We start from the raw sequence: 22,650 nt of genomic DNA, 5'->3' as shown, positions 1-22,650 counted from the left end.
GCAGGCTACCTCATGAGGAGGATCGATCGATGAGAGAAGGGCCGTTTTTCTTCGCCTGGTGTGACGAGGCACAGCGGGTCGATGCGTTCGGCGCGGCGCTCTCGGCACTCATCAAGGAGCAACAGTACTTTATCCGCGCGATCATGGATCGCGACACGGAGTGCAACACGACCTCCGTGGACGAGGTGGTCGCGATGCTCCGCGCCCACTTCGGGCGCACCGACGCGGAAACCTATTTCGTCGCATCGTTGAGTTACGACCACTTCGTCCATTGCATCCTTCGCTGCTTCACCGACAGGAGCGAACGTCTCAAGCCGATGGGCCCCATCCACATGCACGGCCGCCGGATCGAGGCCTTTGCCCCCATGCACATGGACCTCGCCCTGGGGAGGGGCCCGCGCTCCGTGCAGGCCGAGGCCGTGCTCGCGTGGCACATGGCGCTGGAAGACATCGAGGATGTCCTGCTCCGCCTCTGCGCGCCGGACGCGAGCGGGCGCGTCCCGACCGGCGGCTGCACGACGGCGCGAACCTGGCTCGCCCCGGTCGCCCTGTGCGCCACCTACAACGCGGACGCCCGCGACATCGCGCGCGATCTCGCCCTTTCGTGGATCTGCCTCCACGACAAGGAGAGGGTGTCGCGCACCGCGGGCCTGCCGCTGGAAGCGCTCCGCGCGCAGGTGGAAGCCGCGCCGCCTGGGGCGTGCGTCGCGCTGAGACATAGCAGCGGGCACTCGAGCTCGCTCTCCCGTGAAACCGTTCTCAAGGCGCTGGCGACGCCGTCCTCCGCCCTGCTCGAGGCGCTCGAAGCGGCGGCGGAGGTGCCCGACGGCGCGTGGCGCGCCGCAGAGCCGCGCGCGCGCGAGATCTACGAGCGGACGCTCCCGTTCAGGGGGCGCGACGAGCAGGGCAACGGCTCGCCCCTCTCGCAGGTCGAGATCACCCTCGATCACTTCGAGTTCCTGGTCCACCACGCCCGGTTCCACGTCCGGCGCCTGCCGAGCGGCGGCGTGGTGCTGGCGACCCACCCGTACCGGACGCTGTGGCCGCTCTGGGCCGACGCGCTCTTCGCGCTCGGCCTGATGTCATGACAGAGGCCGCGCATGCTCTCTGTTCTCCGGGCGTCGCACCCGGGCGCGCACGCGCTGGACGGCGCACCCCTCCCTGAGCGCGCGGAGCGCGCGATTAGGGAGGGGCGGGCCGCGCGCAGGCGCGAAGCGCCGAGCACGGACCGGGGGTGGGCATCCACTCTCTCGAAGCTGTCCTCCACTCTTTCGGAGCCATCCTCATCGATCAATACCGCGGGGTGGGACCCGGACGACGCGGGGGCGTACGCGCTCGGAGAGAGCGAGGTGCCGTGGGTCGAGGTGCCGGACATCGCGGAGGTGGACGGGGCGTTCGACGAGGGGAGGGACCCGTACGCGGCGTACGCGGACGCGGTGATCGCGGCGCTGGAGGCGGACGTGAGCGGCCGGGTGGTGGTCCTTCGGGCGGACTTCGTGGCGAACGTGAGGGCGTGGCGGGCGAACAGCGCGGCGCTGGAGATCGCGCTGCGCGACCGGAGGGGGGTGTCGCTGGCGGAGACGAACGCGTTCCTGAAGGCGCAGAACCGGATCACCGGGTTCGTGCGGCAGTTCATGGATGCGTCGGACTGGTTCGAGGACTCGCCGGTGCCGCCGGACCTGCGGGCGCAGGTGGACAGGGTGCTGAAGCCGCGGTTCGATGCGCTGGCGGACCAGATGAAGGACAGCCTCAACCAGTGGACGGGGGAGGGGCTCGACCTGGAGCAGACGCAGCTCTACCAGACGATCAGCGCGTTCGCGGGGGCGATGTCGACGGTCGGCGAGGGCTTCGAGGCGTACGGCGAGGTGATGCAGACGCTGGTGCACGCGACGACGCGCATCGGGGTGGGGTTCGTGCCGGTGGTGGGGCCGGCGCTCGACCTGTGCGAGGCCGTGACGGGCAAGGAGTGGTGCCTGCCGGCCGAGCGAGAGTTGAGCGATGAGGAGCGGATCTTCTCGGGGCTCGGCTTCGGGCTCGGGGCGGTCGGGCACATCTGGCACGGCGTTGCTGCCGTCGGCGCGCTACCGCCGCGTGGGATCCGGATCGCCGGGAAGATCGCGGAGGTCGATAAGGTCGTTGTCAAGGGGTTCGAGGTATGGAGGCTCCGCGGGTTCAAGACGTTGAAAGGGCACGTCACGGAAGCCGGGTTCAACACCTTCGAGAAGGCGGCGATCAGCCACATGACCCGCGAAGGGCGGGCGCTCCTCGGCGTCGGCGACGAGGGCGTGCGCGAGATGCTCAAGATGCCAAAAGAGTCGCTCCCCGGCATGTCCGGCGGGAAGGCTCCTGACTTCGTGACGGTGTCCCGCGCGCAGAAGCTGATCGTGAGCGAGGTGAAAGGGGGCAACCCGGTTGAATTAGACGACGTGTTCAAGCAGTTGTCGAACGGGATGGAGGGGCTACGGAAGAAGGGGGTCGCGGGGGATGTCGAGCATGTCGAGCTCATCATGACGCGCGGTGCGAAATTCAAGCCGAAAGATACCTATGTCGTCAAGGACGGGTACCTCTTCAACACGAAGACGCGCAAGAAGGTGACGCTGAAAGGATTCAATCACCCCATCAAGGTGACCCAGCTATGAGCGAATCAGGACCGTCGTTCTTCGCCTGGTGTGACGCGGCAGAGACGCTCGACGCGTGCCTCGCGGCGCTGCCGGCGCTCATGCATCCAGGGACTCGGATCAGCATGCTGACAGACGATGGCCTATTCTACACGACCTCCATGGACGAGGCGGTCGCGATGATCCGCACCCAGTTCGCCGAAGGTCCTTCCGCTGGAGCAGGCGTCGACGTCATGCTGACCGGCTCCAAACGTCTCTTCGATTGCAGCTGGGACTGTTACACGGAAGAGGCCGGCCGCGACATTTCGGCTGGCCCCATCCACATGACCACGTGCGACCAGGAAGGCTTCCTCTTCTCCTACCTCGAGCTCGCCTGGGGCAGGGGCCCGCGCTCGATCGAGGCCGAGGCCGCGGTCGCATGGCACCTGCTCCGGGATGACCTCGAGGACCTCCTCCTCCGCCTCTGCGCGCCGGACGCGAGCGGTCGCATCCGGACCGGCGCGTGCACGAACGCAGGAGACTGGATCGCACCCGTCCGCATGTGCGCGACGTACAACGCGGACGCGCGGGACATCGCGCGCGACCTCGCCCTGTCGTGGCTACAGCGCCACGACAAGGAGATGGTATCGCGCAATGCGGGCCTGTCCCTGGAAGCGCTCCGCGCGCGGGTGGAAGCCGCGCCGGCCGGGGCGCGCATCCCGCTCAAGGGCGGCAGCGAGCGCGCGCACGCGCTCTCCCGCGAGACCGTCCTCAAGGCGCTGGCAACGCCGCCCTCCGCCCTGCTGGAGGCGCTCGAGGCCGCGGCGGCGCCCGACGAGGCGTGGCGCGCCGCCGAGCCGCGCGCGAGAGAGATCCTGGCGCTGACGAGCGAGATCGCGGAGACGGGCGAAGGCCCGCCCACGTGGCAGGTGCACACGGACACGCGCGCCCACGTCCGCTTCTTCCGAAAGCACGCGCCTTTTCACGTGCGCCGCCTCGCGAGCGGCGGCGTGATCCTGGCCACCCACCCGTTCCGCTCGCTCTGGCCGCTCTGGGTCGACGCGCTCTTCTCGCTCGGCCTGATGCCCTGACCCAGCAACCTCATGAGGGTGAACCAAGGATGAAACCAGGGCCGTACTTCTTCGCCTGGTGTGACGAGGCAGAGCGGGTCGACGCGTTCGCGGCGGCGCTGCCGGCGCTCGTCATCCCAGGGATGTATATCAGCGTGACGATGGGCTCCGACGTGGAGGATCGCACCGTGAACTTCGTGGACGAGGCGGTCGCGATGATCCGCGCCCACTTCGGACGCACCGACGCCGAGACCTACTTCGCCATGGAGCTCGACGACCGGCGCTCATTCTATGGCCACTATCGCTGCTTCACCGGCAAGAGCGAACGTCGCAAGCCGATGGGCCCCATCCACATGGTCCCCGCAGCAGTGGCGAACATTCTCCCGCTGGATTTGTACCTCGCCCTGGGCAGCGGACCGCGCTCCGTCGAGGCGGAAGCCGAGCTCACGTGGCACATCGTTCTGGACGACCTCGAGGACCTGCTGCTCCGCCTCTGCGCGCCCGACGCGAGCCGGCGCGTCTCGACCGGCGGCTGCACGAGCGCGTGGACCTGGCTCGCGCCGGTCTCGATGTGCGCGACGTACAACGCGGACGCCCGCGACATCGCGCGCGATCTGGCCCTGTCGTGGGTCAGCCTCCACGACAAGGAAAAGGTCTCGCTGATCGCGGGCATGTCGCTGGAGGCGCTGCACGCGCGTATCGACGCCGCGCCGGCCAGGGCGCGCGTGGTTCCGACGGACAAGAGCGGGCGCTCAATCCCGCTCTCCCGCGAGACCGTCCTCAAGGCGCTGGCCATGCCGGGCTCCGCCCTGATCGAGGCGCTCGTGGCCGCCGCCGATGTGCCCGACGAGGCGTGGCGCGCCGCGGCGCCGCGCGCCGAGGAGATCCACAACCTGACGGTGCAGGCCCGGGCGCGCGGTGAGGGGTTCACCCGCGACGGCGGGTCCCTTACCTGGGTGAAACTGACGGGCGAGCACGTCTACTTCCTGGTGGATCACGCCCGGTTCCACGTCCGGCGCCTCCCGAACGGTGGCATCTTGCTGGCGACCCACCCCTACCGCACGCTCTGGCCGCTCTGGGCCGATGCCCTCTTCGCGCTCGGTATCACGTCATGACAGAGACGCCAGGCGCCGCCTTGCGGCGCGTGAAGAGCGGTGGTCGGAGCCCTGGCAGTGAGACAGGCGTCCTCAAGGTCGTCGACCCATGAATCAAGCGCGGAGTGAACGGGGACCCGATTTCTATGCGTGGTGTGACGAGGCGGACCGGTTCGACGCCTTCGCGGCGGCCCTCTCCGCGCTCGTCTACCCGGGGGGACTTTGCGATGTCAGCCTCTCCACGCCTGGATCCTCCGAACACCTGTGGCGCAGCAAGGTTCCGCTCGACGAGGTCATCGCGGTGACACGTCCCGCCTTCAAGGCACGCTCGGAAATATGTGTGAATTTCGGGACGAAGTGGAGGTGGCTGGCCAGGTATGGCCTGAGCCTGGAGTGCTATGGTGAAGCACACGAACGCCGGTGGGCCAGCGGCCCTCTGCGCGTACACACCTACGAGTGGAAGGGGCTCTACCCGTATTGCCTCGAGATCGCCATCGGCGACGGTGTGCGCTCCGGAGAGCCGTCGAGCGCGTCGGCGAGCACTGGGGCCTCGACCGCGATGCGTCCCGATCGCGGGCCGAGCGCCCGACTCGCCCCGACGCCATTCGGCGCGTCCCACGTGCCCGTCTCGCAGGCGACGAGGATCTCACGCGCGAACAGGTGCTCGCGGCGCTCTCCATGCCGCCGGCCACGCTGATCGGCGCGCTCGAAGCCTCGGCGGTGCCGGACGAAGCATGGCGCTCCGTCGAGCCTCGCGCGCGCGAGCTCGTCCAGGAGATCATCGAGGAGCCCAGGGAGGGCGAGCCCTCCTACGAAGTGGATGTCGCCACGGGGAGACACGTCCGGTTCATCGAGCGCCATTCGCCCTACTACGTGCGGCGCCTTCCGAACGGTGGCCTCCTGCTGGCCACCCACCCCTTCCGCACGCTCTGGCCGCTCTGGGCGGATGCCCTCTTCTTGCTTGGTATTATGTCGTGAGCGGCGTCATGGTCCCATGTGCTGCATTCCGTTCAGCATCAATGATTTCTCCCTTCCGTTTGGAGCACGTGCCCGGCAAGATGCCGCGCCGTATGACGAAATCCACCAAGATCCTCTCAATCACTGTCATCGCAGGCATGCTCGGAGCGTTCGCTCACGAGTACACCGTAGCCCCGGCTTACGCCGAGTCTCTCGGCAGCTTCTGCGCGGCACCGGTCCAAGGTGAGGAGCACTGCGTCAGCTCGGACCGGAGCCCGGCCGATGCCTGGAACCGGGCTGCGGCCGACGGCGAGCTGCCCATCGCGATGTGGGCCAAGTGGCCGAGCGGCCTGACGGTCGACGATATCGCCAAGAGCCCCGCCCGGCTGAGGGCGTGGCTCGCGGACACCGACAAGGTCCTCGCGTACGTGCGCGACACGCAAAGGAACGCCGAGTCGTACAAGGCGAGCCTCGCGAGGGTCGCCGTGTTGCATGCCGAGGTCAAGGCGCGCCAGGCAGCGCCCCGCGAGACCCGCTGAGAAGCGCTCCATGAGCAAAGATCCTCACGCGAAGCGGTTCGAGATCCAGCGGCTCGTCGAGCGGTCGCTCGATCTGGCAAGGCATGCGCTTCTGCAGCAGGGATCGTTCCTTCCCGGATTCATCGCCGTCCAGCCCAACGGGATGTACGACATCGGGGTTGCAGCGCAAGGCGGCTCCGAAGGATCGAACCTGCTGATCACCCGGCTGAGGCAGAAGGCAACGGCAGAGCACCTCCGAGCGGCCGCCGTCTACCGGGACGTTCGGGTCCGGCCCCGAGGCGCATCGGAGGACGTCGACGCCATTCAAGTCGTGGCCGAGTTCGCGTCGGGCGAGTCGCTCAACGTGTTCCAGGTGTACCGCTTGGACAACGAAAAGGTGGTCTTCGAGGAGGACCCGGAAGTCGAGCAAGTCCCCTCCGTCATCTTCGCGGAGGCGGCCCGCATCGCGGCAGCCGGCAGGCGATGGTGGGAGTTCTGGACGTAGCCGCCGCGACCTCTCCCTCGCACGTCCCCGCCATTCAGCCAGGGCACGCCGCGTCGCACTCCCCACCGCAATCGACGCCCCGCTCGCCGCCGTTCTTCACGCCGTCGGTGCACGTTGGCGCCGCGCAGGCACCGGCCCAGCACGTGCCGCTCGTGCAGTCCGCGCCGGTCGTGCAGCCGCCCTCCGGAGCGCAGCGCGGGCACGGCGCGCCGCAGTCGACGCCCGTCTCGGCGCCGTTCTTCACGCCGTCGGTGCACGTGGGCGCCCTGCAAATGCCAGAGTCGCACACGCCTTCGAGGCAGTCGTCCCCCGTCGCGCAATCGAATCCCATCGGGCACGGCTTGCACGAGCCCCCGCAGTTGTAATCGGTCTCCCCGCTGCCCGGATCGTGCCGATTGTTCACACAGTGGTTTCGCACGCACAGCGTGCCGTCGCACACCAGCCCGTTCGGGCACGGCATCGTCGGATCGCTATGAATGCACTCGACACACTGCGCCTCATGACAGCGCCCGGCCCCCGAGATGGGGCAGAGCACGCCGGTGAGCTGCGCATTGATCGGCGTGTCGAAATCGCAGAGGTCGTTCGTGCACTCGTTCCCATCGTTGTAGACGTCGTACGCCGCCACGCTGACCACACGGCCGTCCTTCGAACACTCGTCCTGCTTGCAATCGCCGCGGATCTGCGAGGCCAGCGGCCCCACCGCGATCTCGACCTCGCACGCGCCGTCCACGCACCGCCCCGCGCCGCACCGCGCATCCGGCGGTCCCGGGCACGCCGCGTCGCTCTCGCAACCCCCTGACGGCTCGGGCTCCCCCGAGCACTCCGCCGGCCTGTCCTCCCCGCACTCGCCGCACGAGCGACACTCGAGGATGCACCCCGGCTCCTTCTCGCCGCGCGCGCAGCAGACGACCTTCCCAGGCTCCCAGCACTCGCACAGCCCATCGACGCAGATCGTGCCCGGCACGTTCTGGTGCTCCGAATGGCAGTCGTCCGTGACCTCACAGGTCGCTCCCTGGTAAGGCCCACCGCAGGCGAAGAAAAGTGTCGAGCTGCTGAGAAAAAATGATGCGATAAGGCAATGCGTGAAGCGCGTCGTCATGCGTCCAGTCCTCCGGCACGAGGCTGAGTCGCGGACGCCCCTGCGGCCCCAATCCGCCGAGGTGTCGTTGGCCAGGTCGTTCGACCTCCCGACTATGCCGCGCCGGGCGCGCGTTCGTCACGCAAGTTTTCGCCAGCGCCGCCGCGGCACCGCGGGCGCGCCGTCACGGCGGGGCGACGACGGGGCCGGCAGCGGGCCGCGATCAGAAGACGCCCGTCACCGCGATGCCCTCGGCCGACACCGTGAGCTCGGCTTGCCCGCGCGGAACCAGGGCGTAGGTGAGCGTGGCGCCCAGGGCAGCGCCCCCCGCGACGAACGCGGCGACGCCGACGGTCCGGAAGGCGCGCATGTCGCCGTAGGCCGAGGCGGAGTCGCGGCACATCGGCCAGGTCACCCGGAAACATCCGCTCGGGCCCGCGGAGCGGGCCGCCGCGCGACCGGCCGCTTCCTTCTTCTCCGTGGCCATCCTCATCACGCCCCCGAGCGCGGCGAGCGTGACGGATAGCCCCACGCCGCCGACGATCACGTCCGGCCGCGCTCCCGGTCGGGGAGGCGAGGGGCTCGGCCGCGGGCCACCCGCCCCCACCGCGGCGCCAGGCCCGCCTGCGGCGCCAGTCCCGCCCGCGGCGCCAGTCCCGCCCGCGGCGCCAGTCCCGCCCGCGGCGGCGGGTCCGCCCGCGGCGGCGGGCTCCCCGGAAGGCGCGGCGAACGTGAGCCTCACCTCCCGCGTCCCGCCGCGCGGGACGTCGATCTCCTCCACCGCTGCCCTGCCGTTCAACGACGCCCGGACGACGTGGCGCCCAGGGAGGACCGGGACGGGCTTGCCGTCCTCGAGCTCGACGGGCTCGCCGTCGATCGTGACCGCCGCCCCCGCGGGCGCGACGACGCGGAGCTCGCCGACGAGCTGGCGCGCGCGGGCGAGATCGGCGAGCCGCGACTCGTAGAGCTCGCGCTCGCCGGGGGTCCTGGGCTTGCGCATGATCTCCTTGCACAAGGACAGCCAGCGCACCGCGGCGGGCGCCTCGCCGAGCCGAAACGACAGCGCACCGAGGTTGCAGGCGGCCACCTGGGAGCGCTCGACCTTCCACACCGCCATCCACAGGTCGCGCGCGTCGGCGAGCCGCCCCTCGTCGACCGCGGCGTGCGCCTGCGCCATGAGACGGGCGCTCGTCTCGGAAGGACGCTCGGCCGCCGCCACCGCCGCGAGCGTGAAGAGTGCAAACCCCAGCCCGAGCGGAATGCCAAGACGAACACGGCTGTGCACAGGTGTGGACCTCCTCGCCCGGAGCTCGCGCTCAGGCGCGCGCCAAGGCCGGCTCGAACGGCGTGCCGGCAGGCCTCGATGACTCGATGAACAGACCGAGCGCGCCCGCGAGAGCAACGGCGGCGCGGAGAGGCGCTCCGCGCAAGCCTGGTACGCACAGCACCTAAAGGAAGTCAACCTACACACGCCCGCGCGGCGCCCCGCCCGAGGGCGACGCCGCGCCCGCCGATCCCACACTGCGGCGTCGCTGCGCCCCCGCGCAGCCCGCAGGCGCCCGCGCCGCGCGACGCATGATAGCGTGAGCCGCGCCAGCACGATCCGTGCGGCCACCCCCGTCCCCGAGGAGATCATGAAGCGAGAAAAGCGACTGACCAAGCGCGAGCGGAAGGCGCTCGCGCCGGCGCGCCCGGCGGCGCAGCAGCACGAGCATCAACACATCCACTGCGTCGCCTGCGGCAAACACCTCGATGCGGTGGAGTTCGGGGTGCAAGGGACAGCGACATGGATCCAGTGCCTGCACCGGTCGCGCTTCGCCTCCTGCACCCAGTGCGTCGAGATCTCGAAGCGCCTCCTGGCCGAGCACGACCGCACAGGACAACCCGTGCAGTCCGCCCAGGCCTGGCACTGAGAGCGGAATCACAGCGCTCCAGCCCGTCTGGCCACGCCAGAGGCAACGCCAGAGGCAACGCCGGCGGCAACGCCTGAGGTCGCTCGCACCACAGCGCACCACAGACGGACGGTCTGGACAATCGTCAGCACACATCCTCTCCCGCTCACCCCGGCGGCCGTCCTCCCCGGATACGCTTGCGCTCGGCGCCCTTTGCGCCAATGGTTTGCGCCCCATTCATCTCGGAGGCTCTGCATGACAAAACCAATCCGCCGCGCGGGCGTCATCGGCGCGGGCGTCATGGGCAGCGGCATCGCCGCCCACTTCGCGAACGCCGGCATCGAGGTCCTGCTCCTCGATATCGTGCCCCCGAACCTCAGCGACGCCGAACGGAAGGACCCGGCCGCCAGGAGCCGGTTCGCCGCAGGCGGGCTCGAGAAGGCCCTCAAGGCCAAGCCCGCCGCCTTCTTCCACCCGTCCCACGCCCGCCTCGTGCGCACCGGCAACACCGAAGATCACTTCGCCGAGCTCGCCCAATGCGACCTCGTTATCGAGGCGATCATCGAGAAGATGGAGCCGAAGCGCGCCCTCTTCGCCCGCCTGGAACAGGTCATGCGGCCGGACGCGATCGCGGCGTCCAACACCTCCGGGCTGCGCATCGAGGAGATGATGCAGGGGCGCTCCGCGGACTTCCGCAAGCGATTCCTCGTCATGCACTTCTTCAACCCGGTCCGGTACATGAAGCTCCTCGAGCTCGTCACCGGACCCGACACCGACCCGGCCGTCGTCGCCCGCGTGCGGAAGCTCGGCGAGGACGTGCTCGGCAAGGGCATCGTCTTCGGCAAGGACACCCCGAACTTCGTCGGCAATCGCATCGGCACCCACGCGATGCTCACCGCCATCCACCTCATGATCGAGGAGGGCCTCGCGCCCGAAGACGTCGACGCCATCACCGGCGTCGCCATGGCGCACCCGAAGAGCGCGAGCTTCAGGACAGGCGATATCGTCGGGCTCGACACCTTCGCCCACGTCGCCGAGAACTGTTACACGGCGCTCGAGCGCGACGAGGACCGCGAGGTCTTCAAGGTGCCCGCCTACATCCGCAGCATGATCGAGGCGAAGCTCCTCGGCGACAAGACCAAGGGCGGCTTCTACCGCAAGACAAAGGAAGGGCTCGAGACGCTCGACCCGGCGAAGCTCCAGTACCGCCCCCACGGCGGCGACGAGGCGATCAAGAAGGCCACGCGGTCGTGCGAGAAGATCGAGGACCCCGCCGCGCGCGTGAAGAAGCTCGCCAGCGACCCGGGCAAGGCAGGGCAGTTCGCGTGGAAGGTGCTCTCCCGCTCGCTCGCGTACACGGCGCGGCGCGTGGGCGAGATCGCCGACAGCATCGTGTCCATCGATGACGCCATGCGCTGGGGGTACAACTGGGAGCTCGGGCCGTTCCAGACCTGGGACGCGCTCGGCTTCGCCGAGACCGTCGAGCGCATGCAGAAGGACGGCATCCAGCTGCCCGAGTCGATCCTCCGCATGAAGCAGAGCGGCGCGACCTCGTTCTACCGCGCCGACGGGGCGGTGTTCGATCTGCTCAAGGGAGAGTACGTCGCCCGCCCGATCGATCCGCGGAACGTCACGCTCGCCGGCGCGCGCCGCGGCGTGAAGGCCGTGCTCGCCAACGACGGCGCCGAGGCGTGGGACCTCGGCGATGGGGTGCTCGGCGTCACCTTCAAGACCAAGGCGAACAGCCTCGATCCGGACTCGATCGGGATGCTCTCGCTCGCCGCCGAGAAGGCCGAGCAGGACTTCCGCGCGCTCGTCGTCTTCAACCAGGGCGAGCACTTCTGCGTCGGCGCCAACCTGTTCCTCGTGGCGATGGCCGCGGGCAACAAGGACTGGGACGCGATCCGCAGGATGGTGAAGGCGTACCAGGACGCGACGCAGCGGCTGAAGTACGCGAGCGTCCCGGTCGTGGCCGCGCCCTACGGGATGACCCTGGGCGGCGGGCTCGAGCTCTGCTTCGCCTGCGACGCGGTGCAGGCCGCGGCCGAGACGTACGCGGGGCTCGTGGAGGTCGGCGTCGGGCTGATCCCGGGCGGCGCAGGGACGCTCAACATGCTCTGGCGCGCGTTCGAGGGGATCCCGGAGGGCGTGCCGGTGAACTCGTACGACCTCGTGACCCAGGTCTTCAAGAACATCGCCCTCGCCAGGGTCGCGACGAGCGCGGACGAGGCGAAGGCGCTCGGCTTCTTCCGCAAGACGGACGGCGTCTCGTTCGACCGGGCGCGCCAGCTCCACGAGGTGAAGGCGCGCGCCGTCGGGATCGCCGAGGCCGGGTACCACATGCCCGTGCCGCGCGCCTACAAGCTCCCGGGCGAGAGCGGGATCGCGACGCTGCAGATGATGATCGACACGCTCGTCGCCGGCGGCCACGCCAGCGAGCACGACGCGAAGATCGCGCGCAAGCTCGCCGAGGTGCTCTGCGGCGGCGCGGGCGGCGCGGCGCGCGAGGTGACCGAGGACGAGATCCTCGAGCTCGAGCGCGAAGCGTTCGTCAGCCTGTGCGGTGAGCCGAAGAGCGCTGAGCGGATGCAGTACATGCTGATGAACAACAAGCCCCTCCGGAACTAGGTGAACGCCATGGTCGACGTCGTAATTGCAGAGGCCGTCCGCTCGGCCGTTGGCCGGGCCCACAAAGGGTCGCTCGCGCAGAAGCGCCCCGACGAGCTCGCCGGCGAGGTCGTCGCCGCGCTGCTGAAGCGCGTCCCCCAGGTGAAGCCGGAGGACATCGAGGACCTCGTCCTCGGCTGCGCGATGCCGGAAGGCGAGCAGGGGCTCAACGTCGCGCGCGTCGTGTCGCTCCTCGGCGGGATGTCGCAGGACGCCTCCGCGATCACCATCAATCGCTTCTGCTCGAGCGGGCTCCAGGCGATCGCGAACGCGGCGGGCAGCATCGCGATGGGGTCGCTCGACATCGCCGTCGCCGGCGGCGTCGAGTCGATGACGATGGTGCCGATGACCGGCAACAAGCTGAGCGCGTCGCCGGAGGCGATGGAGCGCTGTCCGACGGTGTACACGCCGATGGGCATCACCGCGGAGAACGTGGCGAACAAGTTCCAGGTGAGCCGCGCCGACCAGGACGCGTTCGCGCTGAAGAGCCACCAAAAGGCGGCGGCGGCGCGCGCGGCCGGGCGCTTCGAGGACGAGATCGTCACCGTGAAGGGCGTGCGCTACGAGAGCGGCCAGCGCGTGACGTTCGACTTCCGCACCGACGAGCTGATCCGCAAGGAGACCACGGTGGAGGCGCTCGCGGGGCTGAAGCCGGCCTTCGCGGCGAAGGGGAGCGTCACCCCGGGCAACAGCTCGCCGCTGTCGGACGGCGCCGCCGCGGCGCTCGTGATGAGCAAGGCGAAGGCGGACGCGCTCGGCGTGAAGCCGCTCGGGTACTTCCGGGCGTTCGTGACCGTGGGCGTCGACCCCGCCATCATGGGGATCGGCCCGGTGCCCGCGGTGCGGAAGCTGCTCGCGAGGACCGGGCTGAAGATGGCCGACATCGACCTGTTCGAGGTCAACGAGGCGTTCGCGTCGCAGGCCGTCTACGTGCAGCGGACGCTCGAGATCCCCGAGGAGAAGCTCAACGTGAACGGCGGCGCGATCGCGCTCGGCCACCCGCTCGGGTGCACCGGCGCGAAGCTCACCGCGACCGCCCTCCACGAGCTCCGCCGGCGCGGCGGCCGCTACGCCATCGTCACGATGTGCATCGGCGGCGGCATGGGCGCGGCCGGCCTGATCGAGCTGGCCAGGGCGACCGCGAGCGCCTGATCCCGGCGCGCTGACCCCGCCCCGCTCCCTCCCGTCCACGGCCCGCCCCGCGCGTCCCCTCCACGACCCGAGCGCCGCGCTCCGGCTTTCCCGCGGCGGGGCGATGGCCTATACATCGCCCATGCCGAGCCACCTGACGACCTTTGAAGGGTCGATCCCCGAAGCCCTGAAGCGAGCCATCGAAGCGAAGATCGAGGGCTCCACCGCCGAGGTGACCGGCGGCGGAGGGCACTTCAACCTCGTCGTGACCGCCCCGGTGTTCGCCGGCAAGAGCATGCTGGAGAGCCAGCGGCTGGTCTACGGCGCGATCTCCCACCTCATGGCCGGCGACATGGCGCCGGTCCACGCGATCGACAGCCTGAAGACCCGTACTCCCTAGAGCACCGATCCGCTTGAAACGCCCGAGAATGAAGAGATTTGAACCACAGAGGCACAGAGGACACAGAGGAACAACAAAAAAACTCTGTGCCCTCTGTGCCTCTGTGGTTCATTTTCTCGGGGCTTCAACCTGTCCGGTGTCCTGGAGCCCCGCTCGGCCGGCGTAGATCAGCGGCGGCGCGCTGACGCGGCCGTCCACGAGCGCTCCACCTCGCAGGTGCTGCTGCAGCCGTCGCCGTCGGCGAGGTTGCCGTCGTCGCACTCCTCCCGCACCGTCTGGATGGAGTCGCCGCACACGGAGACGCAGGCGCTGGGCTCGCCGCTGCAGAGGTAACCGTACGTGACCTCGCAATCCGGGCTGCAGCCGTCCGCCGCGGCCGTGTTGCCGTCGTCGCACCCCTCGTTGCCGATGAGCAGGCCGTCGCCGCAGGCCGGGCCGCAAGCGCTCGGCTCGCCGGCACATTCGTAGCCCGCCTCGATCACGCAGACCGGGCTGCAGCCGTCCTCGCTCGTGACGTCGCCGTCGTCGCAGATCTCGGCGCCGCGCAGGAGGCCGTCGCCGCACATCGTCGAACAGATGCTCGGAGCGCCGGAGCAGGTGTAACCGGGCTCGAGGGCGCAGTCCTCGTCGCAGCCGTCCTCCGCCGCGGAGTTGCCGTCGTCGCAGCCCTCGGCGCCGGCCACCGCGCCGTCGCCGCACACGCCGCCGTCACCACCGCCGCCACCGCCACCGCCGTCACCACCGCCACCGCCGCCGCCACCGCCTGCGCTCGCGGTCCCGCCGGTGCCCGCCGTCGCCGTGCTCGACACGGAGCCCGACCCGCCGGCGCCCGACCCGGCTCCGCCGGCGCCCGACCCGGCCCCGCCGGCCCCACCGCTGATGTCGTTCGGGGCTTCCTCCCCGCATGAAAGGAGCGCCACGGCCGCGAGCGCCGCGACCGACCCAGTCCACCTCGTTAGCAGCATCTGTCCCTCCAGCAGCGAGGTCCGCGAGCGACGGTGGCCTCCCCCCGACTCCGCACCGAGCACCCGTCGCCGCAACCCCTCACCGAATACCCGTCTGCGATCGCCAGGACAATTCTAGCGCTACTGACGCGCTCGGCTCGCGCCGCGCAGGGTTCGCGCGGGCGAGGGCGGGCGTTCCCCGGCAAATCGCAGGCGCTCCGGCGACGGGGGCGACGCTCGGCGCCCGTCGCCGGGGCGCCGAGGGCGGGGGCGCCCCCGCGCCGGAGGGGCCCCGCGCCCGCCAGCGGCCGATGCCCGGGATCGCCGTCTGTTTGACACCGGAATTCGCGCGGTGGTACGTGGCGCGGAGCGCCAAGCTCCAGGTGCGCTTGCCCCACCGCGACCTCACCAGCCCGAGGACCCTGCCATGACGCCTCGCTCTCCGTTGCTCCCCGCCGAACCGCGCCCGGGCGCCCCCGACACGCCCGACGATCGGCGCGCGCTGCCCGCCCGCGGTCGGCCCGACCGGGACCGCCGCCCGGGCGCCGCGCTGCTCTCGCTCGCCCTCGGCGCCGCGATGACCGCCGCCGGCGCGGGCGACGCCGCGGCCCAGACGCGCGCGGGCGGCACCAACGGCGACGGCATGGACCTGCACCTGTTCCGGCCGGCGGTCGACTCCAAAGGGCTCTTCTCGGTCAACGGGGCGGACGTCCTCGGCGCCAACGATATCAGCCTGGGGCTCGTGCTCGATTACGGGCACAACATCCTGCCGATCACCGACAACGGCACAGAAACGAAGGTGATGCTCAATCACGCGTTTCAGGGCACGTTCCAGTTCAATTACGGTATCGGCAACTTGCTTGTCGTCGGGCTCTCCGCCCCGGTGGTGCTCAACGCGGCCGACCCGATCGACGACATCGGCCCGGGCCCCGGCCAGAACTACGACGACGACTCGCTCGACGCCCAGTCGCTCGGCAACCTGGCGGTCCACGCGAAGGTGCGCCTGCTCCGCCCCGATCAGGACGTGATCGGGCTCGCGCTGATCGGTCAGATCGGCGTCGGCGTCGGCGGGACAGAGGACTTCGCCTCGGATCCGGGGTTCTTCTTCTGGCCGCAGCTCGTGCTGGAGAAGCGGTTCGGCATCACCAACCCGTTCCGGATCGCGGCGAACGTCGGCTACCGCGGCCATACGGGGGAGAACCCCGCGTTCGGCCTGCGCTCGGACGGCACGACCTTCCAGCTGAAGCACGGGGACCTCGAGTACTCGGACCTGCTCACCGGCGGGTTCGGGATGAGCTACCGCGTCCTCACGCCGCTCGACCTCGTGGCCGAGACCTACCTGACCCAGCAGGTCGGCGGCGGCGAGAGCAGCAAGCAGAAGCTGTCGGCCGAGGCGGTCGGGGGCATCAAGCTCTTCATCGAGCGGAACAGCTTCCTCATGCTCGGCGCCGGGGTCGGGTACACGCCCGGCTTCCAGGCGGCGGAGCAGCGCGCGACAATCGGGTTCGTCTTCGAGCCGTCCATCGGCGACCGCGACGGCGACGGCATCAAGGACGATCAGGACGACTGCCCCGACGAGCCGGAGGACTACGACGGCTTCCAGGACACAAAGGCCGACTCGCCCCCGGGGAAGTACGGTTGCCCGGATCCGGACAACGACGAGGACGGCATCCTCGACGTCGACGACCGCTGCCCGAACAACCCGGAGGATCGCGACGGCGACGAGGACGACGACGGCTGCCCGGAGGGGAGCGACGGCGATCGCGACGGCGACGGCATCCTCGACTCGCGCGACAAGTGCCCGGATGAGCCGGAGGACCGCGACGGCTTCCAGGACAAGGACGGCTGCCCCGACCCCGACAACGACAAGGACGGCATCCCGGACAAGTCCGACCAGTGCCCGAACGATCCGGAGGACAAGGACGACTTCGAGGACGAGGACGGCTGCCCCGACCCCGACAACGACAGGGACGGCATCCCGGACGTGGCCGACAAGTGCCCGAACGAGCCCGAGACGTTCAACGGCCTCGAGGACGAGGACGGCTGCCCGGACAAGGGCAGCGTCGTGATCGAGGAGAACAACATCGTCATCCTCGAGAAGATCCAGTTCGCGACCGGCAGCGCCGAGATCCTCCCGGAGTCGTTCGGCATCGTGCAGGCGGTCGCCGAGACGCTCAAGCACCACCCGGAGTTCTCGCTCATCGAGGTGCAGGGGCACGCCGACGAGCGCTCGGCCGACGCGTACAACCTCAAGCTGACCCAGGCCCGCGCGGACGCGGTCGCCGCGGCGCTCGTGCAGCGCGGCGTCAACAAGAACGCGGTGCGCTCGATGGGCTACGGCGAGTACTGCCCGCTCGATCCGGCCCACAACGCGCCGGCCTGGGAGAAGAACCGGCGCGTCGAGTTCAAGGTCGTGCGGACCGACAAGGGGCCGACCAACGTGGAGCTCGGCTGCGACACGGCCCGGGCCAAGGGCGTCGTCCCGCCGCCGCCCTGAGCGGAGCGCGGCCGCGCGCGGCGGGGGCGCCAGCCGCGCGGCACGCGGCCGATCTGGACAGGACAGGTCGGCCCGGGGGAGAGTGACCCCATGAACGCCCGCGCCACGCTCTCCGCCGCCGCGACGCTCGCGGCGGCGGCGCTCGCCGCCCCGGCGAGCGGCTGCATCGACACCGACGCCGCCGTGTTCGTCGATCCGTCCATCGCCGCGCCCGAGGCGACCGTCTCGTCGAGCGCGCTCGGGACCGGCCTTCAGGCGAGCTTCGCGCTGAAGCTCCACCTGGGCCCGCGGGCCAGCGGGCCCAGCCGCGTCGCGGTGCGCACGTTCGAGATCGTGAGCGCCGATCAAACGACGGCGATCGTGGCGCCGCTCCCCGTCGAGACCGCGACGGCGCTGCCGGTCGAGGTCGCTCCGGACAGCGACGTCACCGTGGCGTTCACCGTGGATACGAGCGCCGGGGGCGCGACGCTCCCGGGCGGCGCCGCGGCGGCGCTCTGCGCCGCGGAGGGGATCCGGATCACGGGCGCGATCGAGGACTCGCTGGAGGACGGGGCGACGCCGGTCGTCTCCGAGGTGTTCCACGCGCGCTGCCCGTGACGCGCCGCGCGCCGCCTGCGCCGGCGATCTCGGCGTTCACCGGCGCCATCCCGCGCGCGCCGCGCTAAAATGCGGGCCATGGCGCACCGAGAGCCCACCCCCCCTCCGGAGACCGAAGCGGATCGCGCGCTCGGGTCGTCGGGCCACGCGGACGAGCGCCGCGCCGACGAGCGCCGCGCCGACGAGCGCCGCGCCGACGCGCCCCGGACCACGAACGGCGGAGGCGGCGAGGGGCTCGGGCTCGACGAGGACGGGCTCGCGGCGCTCCGGCGCGCGGTGGCCGCGTGGCGCGAGGGCCCGGTCGCCGAGGCGTCGGCGCGCTTCCCGCCGCGCACCGAGAGCTTCACCACCTGGAGCGGCGTCGACGTGCCCGACCTCGCGACGCCGGCCGACGCGCCGGTCGACCACGCGGCCGACCTCGGGCTGCCCGGGGAGTACCCGTTCACGCGGGGCGTCCAGCCGACGATGTACCGCGGCAGGCTCTGGACGATGCGGATGTTCGCCGGCTTCGGCACGCCGGAGCAGACGAACGCGCGGTTCAAATACCTGCTCGCCGAGGGGCAGACGGGCCTGTCGACCGCCTTCGATTTCCCGACGCTCATGGGCTACGACTCCGACTCTCCTCGGTCGCTCGGCGAGGTGGGGATGTGCGGTGTCGCGGTCGACACGCTCCGCGACATGGAGGCGCTCTTCGACGGCATCCCGCTCGACCAGGTGACGACGTCGATGACCATCAACGGCCCCGCCGTCGTGCTGCTCGCGTTCTATATCGCGCTCGCCGACAAGCGCGGGATCCCGCGCAAGCGGATCGGCGGCACCGTGCAGAACGATTGCCTGAAGGAGTTCATCGCCCAGCACGCCTGGCTCGTCCCGCCGCGCCCGGCGATGCGCATCGTGACCGACATGATCGAGTTCTGCGCGCGCGAGGTGCCGCGGTGGAACTCGGTGTCGATCAGCGGATACCACATCCGGGAGGCCGGCTCGACCGCCGCCCAGGAGCTCGCGTTCACGCTCGCGGACGGGCTCGCCTACGTCGAGAGCTGCGTCGAGCGCGGCCTCGACGTCGACTCGTTCGCGCCGCGCCTGTCGTTCTTCTTCGATGTCCACAACGACTTCTTCGAGGAGATCGCGAAGCTCCGCGCCGCGCGCCGCATGTGGGCGCGGTTCCTCAAGGAGCGCTACGGGGCGAAGCGGGCCGAGAGCATGAAGCTGCGCACGCACGCGCAGACGGCCGGCGTCTCGCTGACCGCCCAGCAGCCCTACAACAACGTGGTCCGCGTCTCGCTCCAGGCGCTCGCCGCCGTGCTCGGCGGCACCCAGTCGCTCCACACGAACTCGCTCGACGAGACCTACGCGCTCCCGACCGAGGAGAGCGTGACCATCGCCCTCCGGACGCAGCAGATCATCGCCCACGAGAGCGGGGTCGCGAACACCATCGATCCGCTCGGGGGGAGCTACTACGTCGAGTGGCTCACCGATCGCCTGGAGCAGGAGGCGCTCGCGTACATCCAGCGGATCGACGAGATGGGCGGGATGGTGCCCGCCATCGAGAAGGGATATCCGCAGCGCGAGATCGCCGCCTCGGCCTACCGGTTCCAGCGAGAGCTGGAGTCGAACGAGCGGATCATGGTGGGCGTCAACCGCTATGCCGGCGCCGCCGAGAAGACGATCCCCCTCCTCCGCATCGACGAGGAGGTGCAGCGGGTGCAATGCCGGAACCTGGACCGGGTCAAGGCCCAGCGCGACAAGGACCAGGTGCGAAGCGCGCTGGCCGAGGTGCGAAGCAGCGCGCGCGGTCGCGATAACCTCATGCCCCCCATCATCGCGGCGGCCAGCGTGTACGCGACCGAGCAGGAGATCTGCGACGTGCTGCGCGACGTCATGGGAACGTACAGCGACCCGGCGGAATTCTGAGCTCCCTAGAGCGCTCGGAGCCCCGCCCGCCCCGGCGTGCGCATCCGATCAGGTCCCGACCTCACGATGGCCCATGGAGCCCCGCTCCTCGTCAGGTTGACACTTCTCTACCTCGGCCGGTAGAGTGCGCCGGCGTCAGGGTGCCGCAGTCGCGGCTCATCCGTGGCGCCGCCGAACGGTCTGCTGTTGTCGCTGCGCTGCGGCGCTGCGTGCTGTCGGTCGAGTGAGAGGATCGTCGCGGGCGACCGAGGTCGCCGCGAGGGAGCAAGCTTATGAAGAGTCGATCCATGTCGCGCCGCATTTTTGCCCTTTCGGCGCTCGTCCTATCCGTCGGCGCCACGGCGGCCTGCGACAACAAGGGTTCCGAGACCGCCGGCAAGGACTCGGCGGGGGCGACGTCGGCCACCCCGGGTGCCGGGGCCCAGGGCGGGGCGAAGGGCGGGGCGAAGTTCGTCACCATCTCCAGGGAGCAGCAGGCGTCCTGGGTACGCAACTTCAACCCCCTGCTCGGCGAGGGGGCCACGCGCTTCCCCACCGTCGCGGGCATCTACGAGCCCATGATCGTGTACAACACGATGAAGGGCGAGTTCGTGCCCTGGCTCGCCACGAAGTACGAGTGGAGCGACGCGAACAAGAAGCTCACCTTCACGGCCCGCAGCGACGTCAAGTGGTCTGACGGACAACCCTTCTCGGCGAAGGACGTCGCCTTCACGTTCGGGCTCCTCAAGAAGTTCCCGGCGCTCGATCAGACGGGCGTGTGGAAGTTCGTCGAGTCGGTGGAGGCCAAGGACGCCACCATCGAGTTCATCTTCAAGGAGGCCTTCGTCCCCGGGCTCCACTACATCGGCCACCAGCCGATCGTGCCGGAGCACAAGTGGAAGGACGTCGCCGACCCGGTCACGTTCACGAACGAGAACCCCGTCGCGACGGGCCCCTTCACCGAGGTGAAGACGTTCCAGAACCAGATCTACGAGCTCGGCAAGAACCCGAACTACTGGCAGAAGGGCAAGCCGGCGGTCGAGGGGCTGCGCTTCCCGGCGTACCCGGGCAACGACCAGGCGAACCTGGCGCTCATCAACGGCGAGGTCGACTGGGCCGGCAACTTCGTGCCCGACATCGACAAGACCTACGTCGCCAAGGACCCGGAGAACAACCACTACTGGTTCCCGCTCGTCGGCGGCACCGTGACGCTCTACCCGAACGCCACGAAGAAGCCGTTCAACGACATCAAGCTGCGCAAGGCCATCAGCATGGCCATCGACCGGGCGCAGATCGCCAAGATCGCGGTCAACGGCTACACGGTCGGCGCGGACGGCACCGGGCTCGACGACGCCTACGGGCGCTGGCGCAACGAGAAGGCCGCCGCGGCCGGCGACTGGACGACCTTCGACGTGGCCAAGGCGAACGCGCTCCTCGACGAGGCCGGCTACGCCAAGGGCTCGGACGGGATCCGCGCGAAGGACGGCAAGCCGCTGAAGTTCGACATCAACGTCGTGACCGGCTGGTCCGACTGGGTGCGCGCGGTCCAGATCACCACGCAGAGCCTGAAGGCCGTCGGCATCGAGGCCACGCTGAAGACGTACGACTTCAGCGCGTTCTTCGAGGCGCTCCAGAAGGGCACGTTCGACATGTCGATGGGCTGGACCAACACCGAGCCCACGCCGTTCAACTACTACCGCGATCTCATGGGCCCGGAGTTCGTGAAGCCCGTCGGCGAGGTCTCGAACCGCAACTGGCACCGCTTCGCCGCCAAGGAGGCGGAGCCGCTGTTCAAGAAGTTCGCGGCCGCGACGGATCCGGCGGAGCAGAAGAGCATCGTCGACGAGCTGCAGATGATCTACGCGCAGCAGGTGCCGGTGATCCCGCTGTTCAAGAACCCGTCCTGGGGCGAGTACAGCACGAAGCGCTTCGTCGGGTGGCCCAGCAAGGAGAACCCGTACGCCAAGCTGTCGCCGAACAACTCGCCGGATTACCTCCTCGTCCTGACCGAGATCAAGCCGAAGTGACGTTCCCTGTGCAGCGCGCCGGACACCCGGCGCGCTGCGCGCGTCTCCCGGCCTAGCTCTTCCCCTCCGTCTCAGCACAAACCTTGGCCGCAGCCGGCGCCGGTGCGAAGATCGCACCGCATGCTCCCTTCGGCCGTCCAGATCGCACGGTTTGCTGCGCTCCTCTCCGGAGCCGTCCTCGCCGCCTGCGGCGGCAACCAGCACGCAGGCGCCGCGGCGTTCTGGGAAGGCGATACAATCGACCCCGCCAGGCCGGCGGACCCTGAAGCCGCGAAGCTGAAGGCGTCGCGCCGGGCGCTCGGCGCGCCCGACGATTTCGACGGCGTCCCCTCCACGCCGCAGGAGCGGGGTCCCTCGTCGTGGGTCGGCGTGCGGCACGACCTCGCGCTCGCGCCCGCCGCGTCGCGGACCGAGCGGTGCAGCTGCCTGGCCGTGGAGGTGGGGGGGGCGCGCGATGCCAGGTTCCAGTGGGCGGCCGGCGCCCCGGAGACCGCGGCCGACAACACGCTCGCCGTCGCGCTGAGCGCGCGCGGGGTGCCCTGTCCGGGCGGCCCCGCCGACGAGGAGAGCCGGCGGCCCTCGATCTCGGCGGTCGATCAGGAGGGGAACGACATCATCATCGAGGTCGAGGAGCTGCCGCCCGGGCGGCCGCTCGCGACCGGCGCCGTGATCCCGAGGCCCGCTTCGGGCGGGGCGGTCTACGTGAAGGGGCGGAGCGCGAAGCTCCCTTACGCGCGCGCCGCCGGCGGCGCGCGCTGCAAGGTGTACTGAGCCCGGCGGCGG

The 22,650-nt window shown here is 70.2% G+C and carries 19 protein-coding genes; 16 read left to right on the top strand and 3 right to left on the bottom strand.

Annotation, left to right across the window (positions count from 1 at the left end):
- Window positions 1-29: 29 nt before the first annotated feature.
- The 7 genes from WME75_RS39045 (at window position 30) to WME75_RS39015 (ending at window position 6,741) form a co-directional block, all read left to right on the top strand.
- The gene (locus WME75_RS39045) at window positions 30-1,088 is read left to right on the top strand and encodes a hypothetical protein (RefSeq protein ID WP_437481686.1); all 1,059 of its coding nucleotides are present in this window, start codon (window positions 30-32) and stop codon (window positions 1,086-1,088) included.
- A gap of 12 nt (window positions 1,089-1,100) precedes the next feature.
- Window positions 1,101-2,639 carry a hypothetical protein gene (locus WME75_RS39040; protein ID WP_437481685.1) on the top strand — a complete coding sequence of 513 codons (1,539 nt, stop codon included), beginning with the start codon at window positions 1,101-1,103 and terminating at the stop codon, window positions 2,637-2,639.
- Window positions 2,636-3,688 carry a hypothetical protein gene (locus WME75_RS39035; protein ID WP_437481684.1) on the top strand — a complete coding sequence of 351 codons (1,053 nt, stop codon included), beginning with the start codon at window positions 2,636-2,638 and terminating at the stop codon, window positions 3,686-3,688. The genes WME75_RS39040 and WME75_RS39035 overlap by 4 nt, the downstream gene beginning before the upstream one ends.
- A 29-nt stretch (window positions 3,689-3,717) precedes the next feature.
- On the top strand, window positions 3,718-4,782 hold the full coding sequence (locus tag WME75_RS39030; protein ID WP_437481683.1) for a hypothetical protein: 1,065 nt from the start codon (window positions 3,718-3,720) through the stop codon (window positions 4,780-4,782).
- A 639-nt stretch (window positions 4,783-5,421) separates the two neighbouring features.
- On the top strand, window positions 5,422-5,739 hold the full coding sequence (locus tag WME75_RS39025; RefSeq protein WP_437481682.1) for a hypothetical protein: 318 nt from the start codon (window positions 5,422-5,424) through the stop codon (window positions 5,737-5,739).
- A 41-nt stretch (window positions 5,740-5,780) separates the two neighbouring features.
- The gene (locus WME75_RS39020; RefSeq protein ID WP_437481681.1) at window positions 5,781-6,257 is read left to right on the top strand and encodes a hypothetical protein; all 477 of its coding nucleotides are present in this window, start codon (window positions 5,781-5,783) and stop codon (window positions 6,255-6,257) included.
- 10 nt (window positions 6,258-6,267) lie between these two features.
- Window positions 6,268-6,741, top strand: a complete 474-nt coding sequence (locus tag WME75_RS39015; RefSeq protein ID WP_437481680.1) for a hypothetical protein — start codon at window positions 6,268-6,270, stop codon at window positions 6,739-6,741.
- A gap of 34 nt (window positions 6,742-6,775) precedes the next feature.
- Here WME75_RS39015 and WME75_RS39010 read toward each other — a convergent pair whose 3' ends face one another.
- Window positions 6,776-7,840, bottom strand: a complete 1,065-nt coding sequence (locus WME75_RS39010) for a hypothetical protein (RefSeq protein WP_437481679.1) — start codon at window positions 7,838-7,840, stop codon at window positions 6,776-6,778.
- 202 nt (window positions 7,841-8,042) lie between these two features.
- The gene (locus WME75_RS39005) at window positions 8,043-9,104 is read right to left on the bottom strand and encodes a hypothetical protein (protein WP_437481678.1); all 1,062 of its coding nucleotides are present in this window, start codon (window positions 9,102-9,104) and stop codon (window positions 8,043-8,045) included.
- A 349-nt stretch (window positions 9,105-9,453) separates the two neighbouring features.
- On the opposite strand from WME75_RS39005, the gene WME75_RS39000 reads away from it, so the two are divergent.
- The 4 genes from WME75_RS39000 to WME75_RS38985 all read left to right on the top strand — a co-directional run bounded on the left by WME75_RS39000 (window position 9,454) and on the right by WME75_RS38985 (window position 13,909).
- Window positions 9,454-9,732, top strand: coding sequence for a hypothetical protein (locus WME75_RS39000; RefSeq protein ID WP_437481677.1), 279 nt, complete (start codon window positions 9,454-9,456; stop codon window positions 9,730-9,732).
- Between the two features lie 234 nt (window positions 9,733-9,966).
- A complete protein-coding gene (locus tag WME75_RS38995) occupies window positions 9,967-12,339 on the top strand; it encodes a 3-hydroxyacyl-CoA dehydrogenase/enoyl-CoA hydratase family protein (RefSeq protein ID WP_437481676.1) in 2,373 nt (790 codons plus the stop codon).
- Window positions 12,340-12,348: 9 nt separating this feature from the next.
- Window positions 12,349-13,530, top strand: a complete 1,182-nt coding sequence (locus WME75_RS38990; protein ID WP_437481675.1) for a thiolase family protein — start codon at window positions 12,349-12,351, stop codon at window positions 13,528-13,530.
- Window positions 13,531-13,651: 121 nt separating this feature from the next.
- Window positions 13,652-13,909 (top strand): BolA/IbaG family iron-sulfur metabolism protein, encoded by a 258-nt coding sequence (locus tag WME75_RS38985; RefSeq protein ID WP_437481674.1) that lies wholly within the window; start codon window positions 13,652-13,654, stop codon window positions 13,907-13,909.
- A gap of 167 nt (window positions 13,910-14,076) precedes the next feature.
- Here WME75_RS38985 and WME75_RS38980 read toward each other — a convergent pair whose 3' ends face one another.
- Window positions 14,077-14,874 (bottom strand): DUF4215 domain-containing protein, encoded by a 798-nt coding sequence (locus WME75_RS38980; RefSeq protein WP_437481673.1) that lies wholly within the window; start codon window positions 14,872-14,874, stop codon window positions 14,077-14,079.
- 406 nt (window positions 14,875-15,280) lie between these two features.
- On the opposite strand from WME75_RS38980, the gene WME75_RS38975 reads away from it, so the two are divergent.
- The 5 genes from WME75_RS38975 (at window position 15,281) to WME75_RS38955 (ending at window position 22,638) form a co-directional block, all read left to right on the top strand.
- On the top strand, window positions 15,281-17,350 hold the full coding sequence (locus WME75_RS38975; protein ID WP_437481672.1) for an OmpA family protein: 2,070 nt from the start codon (window positions 15,281-15,283) through the stop codon (window positions 17,348-17,350).
- A 90-nt stretch (window positions 17,351-17,440) separates the two neighbouring features.
- Entirely contained in the window at window positions 17,441-17,947 is a 507-nt protein-coding gene (locus WME75_RS38970; RefSeq protein WP_437481671.1) for a hypothetical protein, read from the top strand.
- A 78-nt stretch (window positions 17,948-18,025) separates the two neighbouring features.
- The gene (locus WME75_RS38965; protein WP_437481670.1) at window positions 18,026-19,861 is read left to right on the top strand and encodes an acyl-CoA mutase large subunit family protein; all 1,836 of its coding nucleotides are present in this window, start codon (window positions 18,026-18,028) and stop codon (window positions 19,859-19,861) included.
- Between the two features lie 287 nt (window positions 19,862-20,148).
- Window positions 20,149-21,867, top strand: coding sequence for an ABC transporter substrate-binding protein (locus tag WME75_RS38960; RefSeq protein ID WP_437481669.1), 1,719 nt, complete (start codon window positions 20,149-20,151; stop codon window positions 21,865-21,867).
- A gap of 120 nt (window positions 21,868-21,987) precedes the next feature.
- Window positions 21,988-22,638: a hypothetical protein gene (locus WME75_RS38955; protein ID WP_437481668.1), complete on the top strand. Its 651-nt coding sequence runs from the start codon at window positions 21,988-21,990 to the stop codon at window positions 22,636-22,638.
- Window positions 22,639-22,650 lie beyond the last annotated feature (12 nt).

This window comes from Sorangium sp. So ce1014 (assembly GCF_051521505.1).
Lineage (GTDB): Bacteria > Myxococcota_A > Polyangia > Polyangiales > Polyangiaceae > Sorangium.
Note: the sequence above shows the minus strand (reverse complement) of the source record. Positions and strands in the feature narration are given on the sequence as shown.

Coding starts and splice junctions, on each gene's coding strand:
- WME75_RS38970 (WP_437481671.1), top strand. CDS start 17,441: ATGAACGCCCGCGCCACGCTCTCCGCCGCCGCGACGCTCGCGGCGGCG.
- WME75_RS39015 (WP_437481680.1), top strand. CDS start 6,268: ATGAGCAAAGATCCTCACGCGAAGCGGTTCGAGATCCAGCGGCTCGTC.
- WME75_RS38985 (WP_437481674.1), top strand. CDS start 13,652: ATGCCGAGCCACCTGACGACCTTTGAAGGGTCGATCCCCGAAGCCCTG.
- WME75_RS38955 (WP_437481668.1), top strand. CDS start 21,988: ATGCTCCCTTCGGCCGTCCAGATCGCACGGTTTGCTGCGCTCCTCTCC.
- WME75_RS38980 (WP_437481673.1), bottom strand. CDS start 14,874: ATGCTGCTAACGAGGTGGACTGGGTCGGTCGCGGCGCTCGCGGCCGTG.
- WME75_RS38965 (WP_437481670.1), top strand. CDS start 18,026: ATGGCGCACCGAGAGCCCACCCCCCCTCCGGAGACCGAAGCGGATCGC.
- WME75_RS38960 (WP_437481669.1), top strand. CDS start 20,149: ATGTCGCGCCGCATTTTTGCCCTTTCGGCGCTCGTCCTATCCGTCGGC.
- WME75_RS39045 (WP_437481686.1), top strand. CDS start 30: ATGAGAGAAGGGCCGTTTTTCTTCGCCTGGTGTGACGAGGCACAGCGG.
- WME75_RS39020 (WP_437481681.1), top strand. CDS start 5,781: ATGATTTCTCCCTTCCGTTTGGAGCACGTGCCCGGCAAGATGCCGCGC.
- WME75_RS39010 (WP_437481679.1), bottom strand. CDS start 7,840: ATGACGACGCGCTTCACGCATTGCCTTATCGCATCATTTTTTCTCAGC.
- WME75_RS39000 (WP_437481677.1), top strand. CDS start 9,454: ATGAAGCGAGAAAAGCGACTGACCAAGCGCGAGCGGAAGGCGCTCGCG.
- WME75_RS38975 (WP_437481672.1), top strand. CDS start 15,281: ATGACGCCTCGCTCTCCGTTGCTCCCCGCCGAACCGCGCCCGGGCGCC.
- WME75_RS39035 (WP_437481684.1), top strand. CDS start 2,636: ATGAGCGAATCAGGACCGTCGTTCTTCGCCTGGTGTGACGCGGCAGAG.
- WME75_RS38990 (WP_437481675.1), top strand. CDS start 12,349: ATGGTCGACGTCGTAATTGCAGAGGCCGTCCGCTCGGCCGTTGGCCGG.
- WME75_RS39030 (WP_437481683.1), top strand. CDS start 3,718: ATGAAACCAGGGCCGTACTTCTTCGCCTGGTGTGACGAGGCAGAGCGG.
- WME75_RS39040 (WP_437481685.1), top strand. CDS start 1,101: ATGCTCTCTGTTCTCCGGGCGTCGCACCCGGGCGCGCACGCGCTGGAC.
- WME75_RS38995 (WP_437481676.1), top strand. CDS start 9,967: ATGACAAAACCAATCCGCCGCGCGGGCGTCATCGGCGCGGGCGTCATG.